Genomic DNA, 13,477 nt, shown 5'->3' with positions numbered 1-13,477 from the left:
GGCGGCGGCCCTGACGAAAAGAGCGGACCGCGCGGGCCCGCTCTGCTCGTGTTTGGTGGCTGGCCGCCGGGCGACCGCCGGTCAGGCGTTGGTGAGGATCTCGACATACTCGTTGCGGATCGGGTCGAAGAACGGTGTCGAGGCCTGCCACCACCACATATTGCCCAGCACCTCCTCGGTATAGACCTCGTTGAACTGGCGCTTGAACTCGTCGCTGGCGTAATCGGCGGCGCCGACCACGGCGGAATTGTAGCCGGTGTTGTTGGCGAACATGCCACCGGTCTCCGGCTTCAGCATGAAGTTGATGAAGGCCACCGCCTGCTCCGGGTTCGGCGCGTCGCGCAGGATGCCCATCGTGTCCATCCAGGTGATGATGCCTTCCTTGGGCGCACGATAGACGTAATCGGGGTTTTCGCGGTTGAGCAGCAGGCCGGTGGTGTCCCAGGTCTGGCCGATGACGCAGCCGGCATCCTTGAAGGCAGCGGTCGCCTCGGTGGCGTTGTTCCAGAAGGCGCCGATATTTTCCTTATGCGCCAGGATCCACTGGGTGATGGCGCCCCAGACACGGCGGGCGTCGTCCTCGGATTTGTAGACGTCGAGCATGCGGTTCGAGGGCACCTCGCCGGTGGCGTCGAGATAGAGCCCCGCGCCCATGATCACCGATTTCTGGCGGAAGGCGGCGGCGCCCCGGGCGGCTTCTTGGGTAAAGAGATCGCCGAAGGAGAGATCGGCATCCGCGATCGGCAGCGCGGCGCGGTTCAGCGTGAGGCCCTCGGTGCCCCAGTCATGCGGCAGCAGGATCTGCTTGCCGGCATGAGTGGCGCCGAGCGCAACGCTGTCGCGCAGGAAGCTCGGGTAGATCGCGTCCATGTTCACGGTCTCGGGGACGGGCGCGAAATAGCTGTCGCCATTCTCGTCGAGATAGTTCACCGCCGTGTCGATGGAGGGGAAGACCACGTCGAAATCGCCGCCATTGGAGGCGCGCACGATGGATTGCGCCTCGTCGTTCGAGCCAAAGGTGGTGAGATCCAGCGTGATGCCGGTCTCGGCCTCGAAGGCCTCGGCGATGTTCGGCTGAACGTAATCCTGCCAGGCCAGAACCTTGACGCTGCCCGACGCGGCCAGCGCGTCATGGGCGCGCAGGATGGCGGGCGCGGCCACGGCGGTGGCGGTCAGCTGCATGGCGGTACGGCGGGTGAGCTTCATGGTCGTATCCCTTCGGAGAGTCCGGATGTGTCAGAAAAAATGACTGACCGCCGGGTAAAGGGAGATGGACTCAGCTTGATGACGGTTCGGTTACAGCTTCATGACGCCCCTCCTATGCCGCGCGACCGGGTGCGGCGCGCGGCGCCGGCCCGCCCTGCCCGCCCGCCGGCTGACCGATATCGAACCGCGCCACCAGCTCCGAGAGCGCGCCGGCATCGCTGCGCAGCATATGGGCGGCGGCGGTGGACTGCTCGACCATGGCGGCGTTCTGCTGCGTCACCCGGTCGAGATTGCCGACACCGACATTGATCTCGTTGAGCCCCTGCGCCTGATCGGTGGAGACGCTGGCGATGCCGCTGACCAGATCGGAGATCTGCCCGACCTGATGCACCACATCCCCCAGCGCCTCGCCCGCGCGCTCGACAAGCTGCACGCCGTCCTTGACCTGATCCGCCGAGCCGCTGATCAGCGTCTTGATCTGCTGCGCCGCGTCCGAGCTGCGCTGCGCCAGCGCCCGCACCTCGGAGGCGACCACCGCGAAGCCGCGCCCGCTCTCGCCGGCGCGCGCCGCCTCGACCCCGGCATTCAGCGCCAGCAGATTGGTCTGGAAGGCGATGTCGTCGATCACCCCGATGATCTGGCCGATCTGGTCGGAGCTTTGCGCGATGCCCGCCATGGCAGAGACCGCCGAGCGCATGATCTCGCCATTCTCGTCGGCCATGCGGGCGGCGCCGCGCACGTTTTCCTCGACCTCCTTGGTGGTGCGGGCGGCGTCGCGCACGCTGCCCAGAAGCTGCTCGAGCGCCGCCGCCGTCTGCTCCAGCGTGGCGGCCTGGGTCTCGGTGCGATGCGACAGGTCGTCAGAGCCGCTCGCGATCTCCTCGGCGTTGCTGTGAATGTTCTGAGCGCTCACCCGCACTTCGTTGATCGCGTCGCGCAGGCTGTCGACGGCGCGGTTGAAATTCTCGCGCAAAGCCTCGTATTCGCTGGGAAACCGCTCCTGGATGCCCTCGGCGAGACCGCCATCGGCGAGCCGGTCGAGCGCCTCTGTCAGGTGGCGCACGACACGGTCCTGCGCCGCATGCGCCTCCATGCGCGCCTCCTCCGCCGCGCGGCCCTGCGCCAGCGTGGCGGCGAGATCGCTGAGATGGCGGGCGATCTCGCCGAACTCGTCCGAGCGCTCGCACTGGTCGACCGCGCTGTCGTAATCGCCGCGCGCCACCCGCGCCATGGCGGCGTCGAGCCCGCCAAGCGGGCGTGCGATGATCCGGCGCAGCAGGAAGACGGTGAGCGCCATCATGACGACGAAGACCGCCAGCGCGGTCATCTGGATCTCGCGCTTGTCGCCGGCGGCGCTGGCCAGCACCGCCTGATCGGTCCAGATCATTGCCACCGCGCCGGCGGGATCCGCGCGTCCCGGCACCAGGATCGGCGCCGCGACCCAGAGCCCGTCCTGCGCGCTCTGCACCGAGGCTTCCGCGACCGCACGCGCCGCCAGCGCCGCGAGCGCGGCACGATCGCCGGCGGCCACGCCCGCATCGGCAAGCACTGTGCCGTCCGCCTGCACCACAGCCCCGCCAAGCGCATCCGCGCCGCCACTCTGCAAGGCGAGCGACAACTGCTCGCTGAGCTTGCCCTCGTCCTTGAAGCGCAGCGGCTGCACCATGGCACCGGCCTGGCTTTCGACGGTCTTGTGCGCCATGGAGACGACCCCGTCGCGCGCGATGCGCATGGTCAGGTGCCAGGATTGCCAGGCCATGACCGAGGCCACGGCAATGGTCGTCACCGCCAGCAGCAGCGCCGCGCGGACGAACACCGAATGGAAAAGGCTGCGCAGCCGCGCGCCGAATGCGGCGAGTTGCATGAAATCGGACCTCCCGGCCAGGTTGGATCAGCAGGGTTACATCAGCAGATCGGCATTCACGCCCACGGTCATCGCCCCGATGGGCGCGCCCGTCTCGGGATCGCTGAGGGTGAGCGAGATCTGCGCCTGATAGCTCTGGCTCGATTCGTCGAACTCCACCTCGCCGTAGTGCACCGCGCCGGCGCCCTGCCCGTAAGTCTCGGTGAATTTCGCCTCGTCGCCCTGCCAGTAATCCGAGGTGATCGCCGAGGCCGCCACATTGAGCCCCTGCGCATCCATCACGAAGATCTCGGTGATGGCGCCCTGGGCCGCATCCACATGGCCGCGCAGCACCGCTGCCAGATCGCTTTCGACCACGGCGGCGATCGTCGGCGTGGCAGAGGCGCCGATTTCCGCCTGCCAGGCGCTGTCCAGCGCCTCGATCCGCGCGGCATCATACCCGGCCGTCTGAACATTCTGCGCCTCGATGGCCGCGATCAGCGCCGGATCGCTGGCCCAGGGCTGAATGCCGCTTTGCAGAAAAGCCTCCATCGCCGTGCGGGCATCGACGGCAAAGGCCGGCGCGGCGGACACGGCCAGCAGGGCCGCGCAGATAAACGTCTTCATTCACTCCTCCTTCGGAACACCCCCGATCCGGAGGCACGCCCCTTCTCTCTAGAGGGCAAATCCTCACGGCAGGTTAAGACGCGGCCGCATTGCCCGAACCGCGCAGATTCAGGCATCACAGGCCGGGAAAGCGCTATTATAGGTCTGGCCTTTTGCCCCGTACCCGGCTAGGCGGTCGCGCAACACTTCCCGAAAGGCTGGACAATGGACCTGCGCAATATTGCGATCATCGCCCACGTGGACCACGGCAAGACCACGCTCGTCGACGAACTGCTGAAACAGTCGGGCGTCTTCCGCGAGAACCAGGCCGTGGCCGAGCGCGCCATGGACAGCAACGATCTGGAGCGCGAGCGCGGCATCACCATCTTTGCCAAGCCGACCTCGGTCGAGTGGAAAGGCACGCGGATCAATATCGTCGACACCCCCGGCCACGCCGATTTCGGCGGCGAGGTGGAGCGGATCCTGAGCATGGTCGATGGCGTGGTGCTGCTGGTGGACGCCGCCGAAGGCCCGATGCCGCAGACCAAATTCGTGACCTCCAAGGCGCTGGCGCTGGGGCTGCGCCCGATCGTGGTGCTGAACAAGGTCGACAAACCCGATGCCGAGCCCGACCGCGCGCTGGATGAGTGTTTCGACCTCTTCGCCTCGCTCGACGCCGACGAGGACCAGCTCGATTTCCCGCATATGTATGCCTCGGGCCGCAACGGCTGGGCCGATGCCGAGCTCGACGGGCCGCGCAAGGATCTCTCGGCGCTGTTCAACCTGATCGTGAACCACGTCCCCGCCCCCAAGCAGATCAAGCATCAGGACGAGGATTTCCGGATGCTCGCCACGACGCTGGGCTCGGACCCGTTCGTGGGCCGTCTGCTCACCGGCCGGATCGAGACCGGCCGCGTCAAGGTCGGCCAGACGGTGCAGGCGATCAGCCGCATCGGCCAGAAGATCGAACAGTTCCGCATCACCCGCGTGCAGGCCTTCCGCGGCCTTGGCCAGGCGGATCTCGAAGAGGGTCTGGCGGGCGATATCGTCTCCATCGCCGGCATGTCCAAGGCCACCGTGGCCGACACGATCTGTGCGCTGGCGGTGGACGAGCCGCTCGACGCCCAGCCCATCGACCCGCCGACCATCACCGTGACCTTCGGCATCAATGACAGCCCGCTGGCGGGCCGCGACGGCAAGAAGGTGCAGTCGCGCGTCATCCGCGAGCGGCTGATGAAAGAGGCCGAGGGCAATGTCGCGATCAAGATCGCCGACACGCCCGGCGGCGAGGCGTTCGAGGTCTCGGGGCGCGGCGAACTCCAGATGGGTGTGCTGATCGAGAACATGCGCCGCGAGGGGTTCGAGCTGTCGATCTCGCGCCCGCAGGTGATCATGAAGGAAGAGAACGGCGTCACCATGGAGCCGGTCGAAGAGGCCACCATCGACGTCGATGACGAATATTCCGGCGCGGTGATCGAAAAGCTCACCGGCACCCGCAAGGGCGAGCTGGTCGAGATGCGCCCGGCGGGCGCGGGCAAGACGCGGATCATCGCGCATGTGCCCTCGCGCGGGCTCATCGGCTATCACGGCGAGTTCCTGACCGACACCCGCGGCACCGGTGTGCTGAACCGGGTGTTCCACGGCTGGACCGAGCACAAGGGCCCGATCCCGGGCCGCCGCGCCGGCGTGCTGATCTCGATGGAGAACGGCGAGGCGGTGGCCTATGCGCTTTGGAACCTCGAAGATCGCGGCAAGATGTTCATCGGTGCGCAGGCGCCGGTCTACACCGGCATGATCATCGGCGAGCATTCGCGCGACAACGATCTGGAAGTGAACCCGCTGAAAGGCAAGAAGCTGACCAACGTGCGCGCCTCGGGCACGGATGAGGCGGTGCGCCTGACCACGCCGGTGACGCTGTCGCTGGAAGAGGCCATCGCCTATATCAACGACGACGAGCTCGTCGAGGTGACGCCCAACGCGATCCGCCTGCGCAAGCGCTATCTCGATCCGCATGAGCGCAAGCGGATGGCGAAATCGGCGCAGTAAGGCGGCGCGAAATTCGCAGGGAACGGTGGGCAGAATTGCCCACCCTACAAGAGGCATATATGCGCGAGCCGCGCCATCGCCGGCCCGGGGGTTGGCGATCTGACCGACGAACCTCTTACTTTATCCCTGCCAGATCCGAAGGATCTCGACACTTTGCGCGATCGTCACCAAATCGCCAGCCAGACGGACGGGCCGGCGATGGCGCGGCGCCCTTCGGGCTTGTCCCGCGCCAGAGCGCTGCTCGACCGTAGGGTGGGCAATTCTGCCCACCGTTCCGCGAGCGCCACGAAGCGCTCTCACTCAAGCACCAAGTGAACCCGCCGGTTCTGGCGGCCCTTGTTCTCGATCTTGCCGAGACGGATACGTCCGATTTCGCCCGTCCTTGCCACATGGGTGCCCCCGCAAGGTTGCAGATCGACCTGATCGCGCCCGCTGCCGATGCGTACCAGCCGCACGCTCCCCTTACCGCGCGGCGGCTGCACCGTCATCGTCTTGACCAGACCGGGGTTGGCGTCGAGCACCGCTTCCTCGACCCAATCCGCGCTCACCACCAGATCTCGGTCCACCAGATCGTTGAGCGCCGCCTCGATGGCGTCGCGGTCTTCGGGCGGTTCCGGCATGGCGAAATCGAGCCGTCCGCTGCCCGCCGAGACCGCGCCGCCGGTCACCGGCAGCGGGATCACCACCGAGAGCAGATGCAGCGCGGTGTGCACCCGCATATGCTTGTAGCGCCGGTCCCAGTCGATGCGCTGCGCGACCGGCGTGCCTACCGGCGGCAGGGGCACCGGCTCGGCGGGCACAAGCACCACCGCGCCGTCCTCGCCGGGCACCGCCGTGGCGATGGAGAGCGTGCCGCCCGACCAGTCGAGGCGCCCGCTATCGCCCGGCTGGCCGCCGCCCTTGGGGTAGAAGACCGTAGCATCCAGCACCAGCCCGCCCTCCGGCGTCTGTGCCGCCACCACGCCCTGCGCGTCGCGCAGATAGGCGTCGTCTCGAAACAGCGCTTCGGTCACCGCCCGTCTCCTCCCTCTCCGGTCGGCGATCCACCCGGGTCGTCATCGCCCGCGCGACCTGTGGGCATTGCCTCCGAGCGGCTGCTCAACTGCGCCTCCGTGCGGGCGCGGGCCGCCTCGTCCTGCGGTGCCGTATCGGTCTTGTCGGCGGCGAGCTTGGGAGCCTTGCCACCATCGCGGTCGAACAGCACCTCGGGATTGCGCAGCCAGACATCGCGCTGCGCAAACGGGATCTCGATCCCCTCTTCCTTGAAGCGGCGGGCGATCTCGTGGTGGAAATCCGATTTCACCACTAGGATATGTCCGACATCGCGGATCACCGCGCGGATCACGAAATTCAGCGAATCCGCACCGAACTCCTCGAAAGTGACCATCGGTTCGGGGTTCAGCAGCACCATGTCATGCTCGCGCACCGCCCGCAGGATCACCTCCTCGACCTTGCGCGTATCGGTGCCATAGGCCACACCCACATTCATCACGACCCGGCCCAGCACGTTCGAGCGGGTATAGTTGGTCACCCGTCCCGACACGAAATCGGAGTTCGGCACGATCAGCTCGGTGCGGTCGAAGGTCTCGATCCGGGTCGAGCGCACCGCGATGCTCTTGACGATGCCATGCGTGCCGCCGGTCTCGATCCAGTCGCCCTCGGAGATCGGCCGCTCGATCAGCAGGATGATGCCCGAAACGAAATTCGACACGATGTTCTGGAGGCCGAAACCGATCCCGACAGAAAGCGCACCCGCGACAATGGCGAGCGACGAGAGGTCGAGCCCGGCGGCGGTGATCGCGATGAGCGCCGCGAGGAAGATGCCGACATAGCCCAGCCCCGAGACGATGGCGGTCTGTCCGCCCGGATCGAGCTTGGTCTTGGGAAGGATCGAGCTGCGCAGCCCGCTCTGGGTCAGCCGCGTCAGCGCGTAGCCGATGACGAAAACCACCAGGAAGGTAAAGAAATCGGCGGGCGAGATGCGCGTGTCGCCAAAAGTGAAGCCTTCGCGGAACCGCGCCCAGACCTCGGTGAGATCGGCCACCCGCGCACCCCAGACCAGCGCCAGCAGAGGCAAGGCGCCGATCAGCAGCGCCAGACCGGCCAGCACCGGGATCAGCCCGTCCGCATCCTGGGCGCCCTTGCCGGTGACCAGCTCATAGAAGTCGTTGACGACGCGCTGGAGCACCAGCACCAGCGCCAGCACCGCCAACGTCGCCACTGCCGGGTAGACGGTCGCCTGACCGACCGCATCGTAGCCGATGGCCGACATGACCGGACCGACCACCGCCAGCACCACCGCCGCGCGGCCGATGATCCGCGCCAGCCGCAGCCGGAAATGCGAGCCTTCGAGCAGCGTGCCCTCGGTGGCCCGTTCCGGGGTGAGCCCCGAGAGGATATGGCCCAGCCGCGACAGCATCAGCGCGCAGAGCAGCAGGATGGGGAAATCCAGCACCACCCGGGTGGTATCCGAATAGGAAAAGATCTCGGCGGTGGTGAGCCCGGCCGAGCGCAGCACGAACAGGACGGCCAGCAAGTTGGAATAGTAGCGTGCCTCGCGGCGCTGTGCCTGCGGCAGCGGCAGCGTCGCGATATCGTCGTTCTGATGGAAACTCTGATCGGCCAGCCAGCCGATCAGCAGCAGCGCGCCGCCCCAGGCGGGAAGCTGCTCCAGCATCAGCCGGCCCTTGACGCCCGCAAGCCCCGTCGCCTGAAGCGCGGCGGTGAGCAGCACCAGCCCGGCAAAGGGCAGCACGATGCCGCCGAGCGAGAGCAGGAAGCCCCAGACGCCGGTCCCGCGCCGGGTGCTGCGGCGCAGCCAGTTGATCGCCATGCGCATCCACGCCGGGCCGCGTATCACCAGCAGCAGCGCCAGCCCGACCAGCAGCAATATCACCGGCAGATCGCGCCGCGCCTCACGCAGCGTGACCTCGGATTGCACGTTCTGGCGCAGTTCCGACCACAGGCTGTGCCAGGAATCCGCAAGCGCATGCGCCGCGTCCGGCCAGAGCGACGGGTTGAGCGGCGACGGTCCCAGCGACAGCAGCTCATCGGCCTGCCGCGCGCGGATCATCTCGTCGATCTCCCGGATCAGCCCGTCGGCGCGGGTATAGGCCTCTTCGGCCTGACGCACCGGTGCCTGAAGGCGCCCGAGCTCGTCGTTCAGCTCGGCGCGCCGCGTGGCGATCTCCTCGGGCTCGCTCTCGCCCTCTGCCGGCGGCTCTCCCAGTGCGGCAATCTGCGATTGCAGCGTCTGGATCCTCGTGGCGTTGGTACTTTCGGCCTGGAGGAAGGTTTCACGCCAGCCCGCGACGGTGCTGCGCAGATCTTCGAGCGCGGCGTCCGACGCCTGCCCGTTCTCGATCACCTGTTCGGCCCGTGCGGCGACGGTCTCCCAGGACTCGTAACTCAGATCTCCGTCCTGCGCCCGGAGCGCCCCGGCGCTCAGCGCCAGGAGGAGAGCCAGGCCGACGGCGGCGAACCAGCGCGTAAAGGCGGTCATGCGTCCTCGAAAACACCCGGGATGGAAGCGGGGGCGCGGTCCAGCCAGGCCGGCACGGGCAGCCCCTTGTCCTTCAGGAAGGCGGGATTGAACAGTTTCGACTGATAGCGCGTGCCGAAATCGCAGAGCACCGTGACAATGGTGTGACCCGGGCCCATCTCCTGCGCCATGCGGATCGCGCCCGCCACGTTCACGCCCGAAGACCCGCCGAGGCAAAGCCCCTCGTCCTGAAGCAGATCGAACACCACCGGCAGCGCTTCCTTATCGGGAATGCGATAAGTGAAATCGGGGGTGAAGCCTTCGAGATTGGCGGTGATGCGCCCCTGCCCGATGCCCTCGGTGATCGAGTCGCCGGGATTCTCCTGCCCGGTATAGAGCTTGTAGAGCCCCGCGCCCTCGGGATCGGCGAGCCCGACCTTGACGCCCTTGGGTTGCAACGCCGCCGCGACGCCGGCCAGCGTGCCGCCGGAGCCCACCGCGCAGATGAAGCCGTCGACCTTGCCGTCGGTCTGCTCCCAGATCTCGGGGCCGGTCATCTCGATATGCGCCTGACGGTTGGCCACGTTGTCGAACTGGTTGGCCCAGATCGCACCATGCGCCTCGGTCTTGGCGAGCTCTTCGGCGAGACGGCCGGAATAGCGCACATAGTTGTTGGGATTCGCATAGGGCGCGGCGGGCACCTGCACCAGCGCGGCGCCGGCCAGGCGGATCATGTCCTTCTTTTCCTGGCTCTGCGTCTCGGGAATCACGATGACGGTCTTGAACCCCATCGACGCGCCGACCAGCGCCAGCCCGATCCCGGTATTGCCCGCGGTGCCCTCGACCACGGTGCCGCCGGGCTCCAGAAGCCCTTTCTCCACCGCATCGCGGATGATGTAGAGCGCGGCGCGATCCTTGACCGACTGGCCGGGGTTGAGAAACTCCGCCTTGCCGAGGATGGTGCAGCCGGTCATCTCGCTGGCCTTGCGCAGCTTGATGAGCGGCGTATGTCCGATGGCCTGCGCCAGATCCTGTGCGACCCGCATGGGTGCCCTCCCTCTTTCACGGTCTGGGATACAGGTTTAGGGCGGCGTTCTGGGGAACTCAAGCGCTGCGGCGCAGCTCCTCACGATGACGTGCCAGCCAGTAGAGCATCATCACCAGCGGACCGGCATTCACCTCGCCACTGTCGACCAGCTCCATCGCCCGCTCGAACGGGATCACATGGCTGCGGATATCCTCGTTCTCCTCGTCCAGCCCGCCCAGGCCGTTATCGGCCTCGCTCAGCTCGCAAAGCCCAAGGAAACAATGGAAAAACTCGGTCGTATAGCCGGGCGAGGCATAGACGCGCATCATCGGGCGCAGCTCTCTGAGCTGCACGCCGGCCTCTTCCTCGGCCTCGCGCAGGGCGCAGACCTCCGGGCTTTCGCCGGCATCCACCAGCCCCGCCGGCGGCTCCAGAACCGAGGGGTTGGGATCGCCGCGCAGCACCGGGCCATAGCGCAGCTGTTCGATCAGCAGGACACGATCCGCCACCGGGTCATAGGGCAGCACCAGCGCCGCGTCATAGGTGACAAACCCCTCGCGGCCGAAGGTGTCCGACATGCTGCCGTCAAAGCGGCGATAGCGCAGGTCATAGGCGCGCATGCGAAAGAAGCCCTCGAAGCCCGGTCGGTCGCGCACGATCTCCACCGTGTCGAGCCCGCGGTCCGAGCGCAGCTCGTGCGGGGCGCCCTGCCGGGCCAGCTCGCGTGCCCAGGCGCGCGCGGCGAGGAAGGGGCGCAGCCCGTCCATCACCTCGGGGCTGGTCTGGCCGTATTGCGCCATGATCTCGCGCGCCGTGCCGCAGGCCAGCCGGCCCCATTCGGCGACCCAGTCCGCCAGATCGAAAAGCCGCTCGCCCTCCGGCACGCCTGCCGGCGCGCGCAGCAGCGCCGGCACCGCACTCCCATCGGCCAGCGTGACCGGCATCTCGCAGAGCGTCTCCGCGCCCTCGCCCTCGTAATAGGCCAGCCGCGCCAGATCCTCGTCAGAGACGCCGCGCAGCAGCAGCCCTTCGGCGGCGGCGCCGGGCGCACGACAGAGCACCGTTCCGGGCGCGCCCTTTTCGCCCGACAGATAGACGGCATAATCCGGCAGCCGCGCCGTCTCGGCCACAGTCTCGCGGCCCAATACCTTTTCCAGCAGCGGCGCGTGCCGCAGCGTTCCGAAAACAAACAGATCGGCCATGCCGTCCTTTCTCAGCGCCAGTTGCGCGATGCGGTTTCCGACAGCAGGCCGGTAACAATGGCTCCCGCGAGCATCATGGTGAAAAAGCCCGTGTCGAGCAGCATATAGCTGAACTCGATCCCGATCTCGAAGATCGCCGCAAAGGCCTCCATAGGGTCGTCGTAACGATGCCGCATCGCCAGCCGTACCATCTCGTTGACCGACTGCACCAGTAGTCCCCACAGGATCATCGCCGCCACGCCTGTGATGCCATGCGACACCGCCGATGCCGTGCCTCGGCCGGCGCGCGGACCCACGATGATCCAGCCGCAGAGGAACCCGATCACGCAGTTCACCGGGGTGAAGATGCCAAAATCAATGGACTCTTCCGGCAGCGTCTTGATGTATTGCGACCCGAAATAGGCCAGCACCAGCATGCAAAGCGCGGCGACCAGGCGGGCGGCGGTGAACATCTGCGACGAGCCTCAAGATCATGATTTTTGGTTGACCTAGAGGTAACTCTGCTGCGCGGCAATCTGCAAGCGCCATACCGCGCCGCTGCAAAGCTAGGCTGCGCATGTGGCGCTTCAGAAACATCAACGGGCTGCCCACGCTCAGAAATCGCGCGCTTCATAGGCCGCCAGCGCCGCCTTGCGCCCGTCCTCGGCGCTGACCACCGGCTCGGGATAGGCATCGCCCGGCGCCATCGCCCAGCTCTCGGGGATCGCGTCGAAATAGCTCAGCGCGGTCTCGGGCGGGCGGCGCTGCCCCTCGGCGATCCAGCGCGAGACATAGGCGCGGTCGGGGTCGAATTTCTCGCGCTGGGTGATCGGGTTGAAGACGCGGAAATAGGGCGCCGCGTCCGGGCCGCTGCCGGCGGTCCATTGCCAGCCGAGTGCATTCGCCGCCGGATCCCAGTCGATCAGGCAGTCGGCAAACCAGTCCATGCCGATTTTCCAGTGGCACATCAGGTGCTTGGTGAGGTAACTTGCGACGATCATCCGGGCGCGGTTGTGCATCCGCCCGGTGACATACATCTCGCGCAGCGCCGCATCGACAAAGGGAATGCCGGTGCGGGCGCGTTTCCAGGCGATGACCTCGCGGCGGCGCTCGTCCTCGTTCCAGGGGAAGGCCCGCCATTCCTCGCGCCAGTTGTCCTCCAGCAGATGCGGCGTGTGCCACATCAGGTGATAGGCGAATTCGCGCCAGACCAGCTCCTTCAGCCAGGTCTCGGCACCGGGCTTGCCCGCCGCCTGCGCGCGCTTGCCGGCGTGCCAGCATTGCGCCGGGCTGATCTCGCCCAGGCTGAGATTTTCCGACAGGTTGGAGCAGCCGTCCTCGGCCACCATATTGCGCCCGTCCTTGTACTCGGCGATGCGCCCCGAGACAAAGCCGCCGAGCCGCCCCTGCGCCGCCGCCTCGCCGAGCTGGACATAGGGACGCACCACCGCAGCCCCCCGCCGCATCGCAGCGCCGAGTTGCCAATCCTCCAGCGCATCGCTTTCCGGCCAGCGTGCGGGAGCAGGCAGCTTTGACGGCGCCGGCAGCGGTTCGGGCACATCCGTGCCGCAGACCGCCCGCCAGAACGGCGTATAGACCTTGTAGAACCCGCCCTGCTTGGTCTCGACGCTCCAGGGCTCGAAAAGCAGATGGCCGGCAAAGCTCCTGGCATCGACGCCAAGCTCCTTGAGGGCGGATTTCACATCGGTGTCGCGCTCGACCGCCGCCGGGTCGTAGGCGCGCTGCCACCAGACCGCGCCCGCGCCGGTCTCGTCCACCAGCGCGTCGAGCACTTCGCGCGCAGGCCCCGCGCAAAAGATCAGCCGGCTGCCCTTCTCCGCCAGCGCCTTGGCAAAGACCTCCAGCCCCAGCCCCAGCCGCCATTTCGGCGCGGCACCGAGCGCATCGACCGTGTGGTCGCGGATGAAGACCGGGATCACCGGACGCCCCGCCTGCCCCGCCGCGTGCAACGCAGCGTGATCGCTCAGCCGCAGGTCGCGGCGGATCCAGACGATGACGGGGGATGGCTCTGACATGGCGGCTTTCCTTGTTGCCCGGCAGACAGATAGCGCCCGCGCGGCAGGGTC

10 protein-coding genes are annotated in these 13,477 nt (G+C 67.2%); 1 reads left to right on the top strand and 9 read right to left on the bottom strand.

Annotation, left to right across the window (positions count from 1 at the left end; translation table 11 throughout):
- Positions 1-81 precede the first annotated feature (81 nt).
- The 3 genes from Ga0080574_RS20845 to Ga0080574_RS20835 form a co-directional block, all read right to left on the bottom strand.
- Positions 82-1,206: an extracellular solute-binding protein gene (locus Ga0080574_RS20845; protein ID WP_076703999.1), complete on the bottom strand. Its 1,125-nt coding sequence runs from the start codon at positions 1,204-1,206 to the stop codon at positions 82-84.
- Positions 1,207-1,318: 112 nt separating this feature from the next.
- Positions 1,319-3,070 carry a methyl-accepting chemotaxis protein gene (locus Ga0080574_RS26595; protein WP_076703996.1) on the bottom strand — a complete coding sequence of 584 codons (1,752 nt, stop codon included), beginning with the start codon at positions 3,068-3,070 and terminating at the stop codon, positions 1,319-1,321.
- A 36-nt stretch (positions 3,071-3,106) separates the two neighbouring features.
- Complete coding sequence (locus Ga0080574_RS20835) at positions 3,107-3,676, bottom strand: hypothetical protein (protein WP_076703993.1); 570 nt, start codon at positions 3,674-3,676, stop codon at positions 3,107-3,109.
- 204 nt (positions 3,677-3,880) lie between these two features.
- Here Ga0080574_RS20835 and typA point away from each other — a divergent pair, with 204 nt between their 5' ends.
- Entirely contained in the window at positions 3,881-5,701 is a 1,821-nt protein-coding gene (gene typA, locus Ga0080574_RS20830; RefSeq protein ID WP_076703990.1) for a translational GTPase TypA, read from the top strand.
- Between the two features lie 296 nt (positions 5,702-5,997).
- On the opposite strand, the gene Ga0080574_RS20825 is transcribed toward typA, so the two are convergent.
- The 6 genes from Ga0080574_RS20825 to Ga0080574_RS20800 all read right to left on the bottom strand — a co-directional run bounded on the left by Ga0080574_RS20825 (position 5,998) and on the right by Ga0080574_RS20800 (position 13,426).
- Positions 5,998-6,714, bottom strand: coding sequence for an alanyl-tRNA editing protein (locus Ga0080574_RS20825; RefSeq protein WP_076703987.1), 717 nt, complete (start codon positions 6,712-6,714; stop codon positions 5,998-6,000).
- On the bottom strand, positions 6,711-9,203 hold the full coding sequence (locus tag Ga0080574_RS20820; protein ID WP_076703984.1) for a DUF3772 domain-containing protein: 2,493 nt from the start codon (positions 9,201-9,203) through the stop codon (positions 6,711-6,713). Before Ga0080574_RS20820 ends, Ga0080574_RS20825 begins: the two co-directional genes overlap by 4 nt.
- Positions 9,200-10,228, bottom strand: coding sequence for a cysteine synthase A (locus Ga0080574_RS20815; protein WP_076703981.1), 1,029 nt, complete (start codon positions 10,226-10,228; stop codon positions 9,200-9,202). The genes Ga0080574_RS20820 and Ga0080574_RS20815 overlap by 4 nt, the downstream gene beginning before the upstream one ends.
- Before the next feature lie 58 nt (positions 10,229-10,286).
- A complete protein-coding gene (locus Ga0080574_RS20810) occupies positions 10,287-11,411 on the bottom strand; it encodes an NUDIX domain-containing protein (RefSeq protein WP_076703978.1) in 1,125 nt (374 codons plus the stop codon).
- Between the two features lie 11 nt (positions 11,412-11,422).
- The gene (locus Ga0080574_RS20805; RefSeq protein ID WP_076703975.1) at positions 11,423-11,863 is read right to left on the bottom strand and encodes a TrgA family protein; all 441 of its coding nucleotides are present in this window, start codon (positions 11,861-11,863) and stop codon (positions 11,423-11,425) included.
- 141 nt (positions 11,864-12,004) lie between these two features.
- Positions 12,005-13,426, bottom strand: coding sequence for a cryptochrome/photolyase family protein (locus tag Ga0080574_RS20800; RefSeq protein WP_076703972.1), 1,422 nt, complete (start codon positions 13,424-13,426; stop codon positions 12,005-12,007).
- Positions 13,427-13,477: the final 51 nt, after the last annotated feature.

It is taken from the genome of Salipiger abyssi (genome assembly GCF_001975705.1).
Taxonomy (GTDB): Bacteria; Pseudomonadota; Alphaproteobacteria; order Rhodobacterales; family Rhodobacteraceae; genus Salipiger; species Salipiger abyssi.
Note: the sequence above shows the minus strand (reverse complement) of the source record. Positions and strands in the feature narration are given on the sequence as shown.

Bases quoted from the DNA above. Each gene is read 5' to 3' on its own strand.
- Ga0080574_RS20810 (WP_076703978.1), bottom strand. From the start codon at position 11,411: ATGGCCGATCTGTTTGTTTTCGGAACGCTGCGGCACGCGCCGCTGCTG.
- Ga0080574_RS20815 (WP_076703981.1), bottom strand. From the start codon at position 10,228: ATGCGGGTCGCACAGGATCTGGCGCAGGCCATCGGACATACGCCGCTC.
- Ga0080574_RS20835 (WP_076703993.1), bottom strand. From the start codon at position 3,676: ATGAAGACGTTTATCTGCGCGGCCCTGCTGGCCGTGTCCGCCGCGCCG.
- Ga0080574_RS20805 (WP_076703975.1), bottom strand. From the start codon at position 11,863: ATGTTCACCGCCGCCCGCCTGGTCGCCGCGCTTTGCATGCTGGTGCTG.
- Ga0080574_RS20845 (WP_076703999.1), bottom strand. From the start codon at position 1,206: ATGAAGCTCACCCGCCGTACCGCCATGCAGCTGACCGCCACCGCCGTG.
- Ga0080574_RS26595 (WP_076703996.1), bottom strand. From the start codon at position 3,070: ATGCAACTCGCCGCATTCGGCGCGCGGCTGCGCAGCCTTTTCCATTCG.
- Ga0080574_RS20800 (WP_076703972.1), bottom strand. From the start codon at position 13,426: ATGTCAGAGCCATCCCCCGTCATCGTCTGGATCCGCCGCGACCTGCGG.
- typA (WP_076703990.1), top strand. From the start codon at position 3,881: ATGGACCTGCGCAATATTGCGATCATCGCCCACGTGGACCACGGCAAG.
- Ga0080574_RS20820 (WP_076703984.1), bottom strand. From the start codon at position 9,203: ATGACCGCCTTTACGCGCTGGTTCGCCGCCGTCGGCCTGGCTCTCCTC.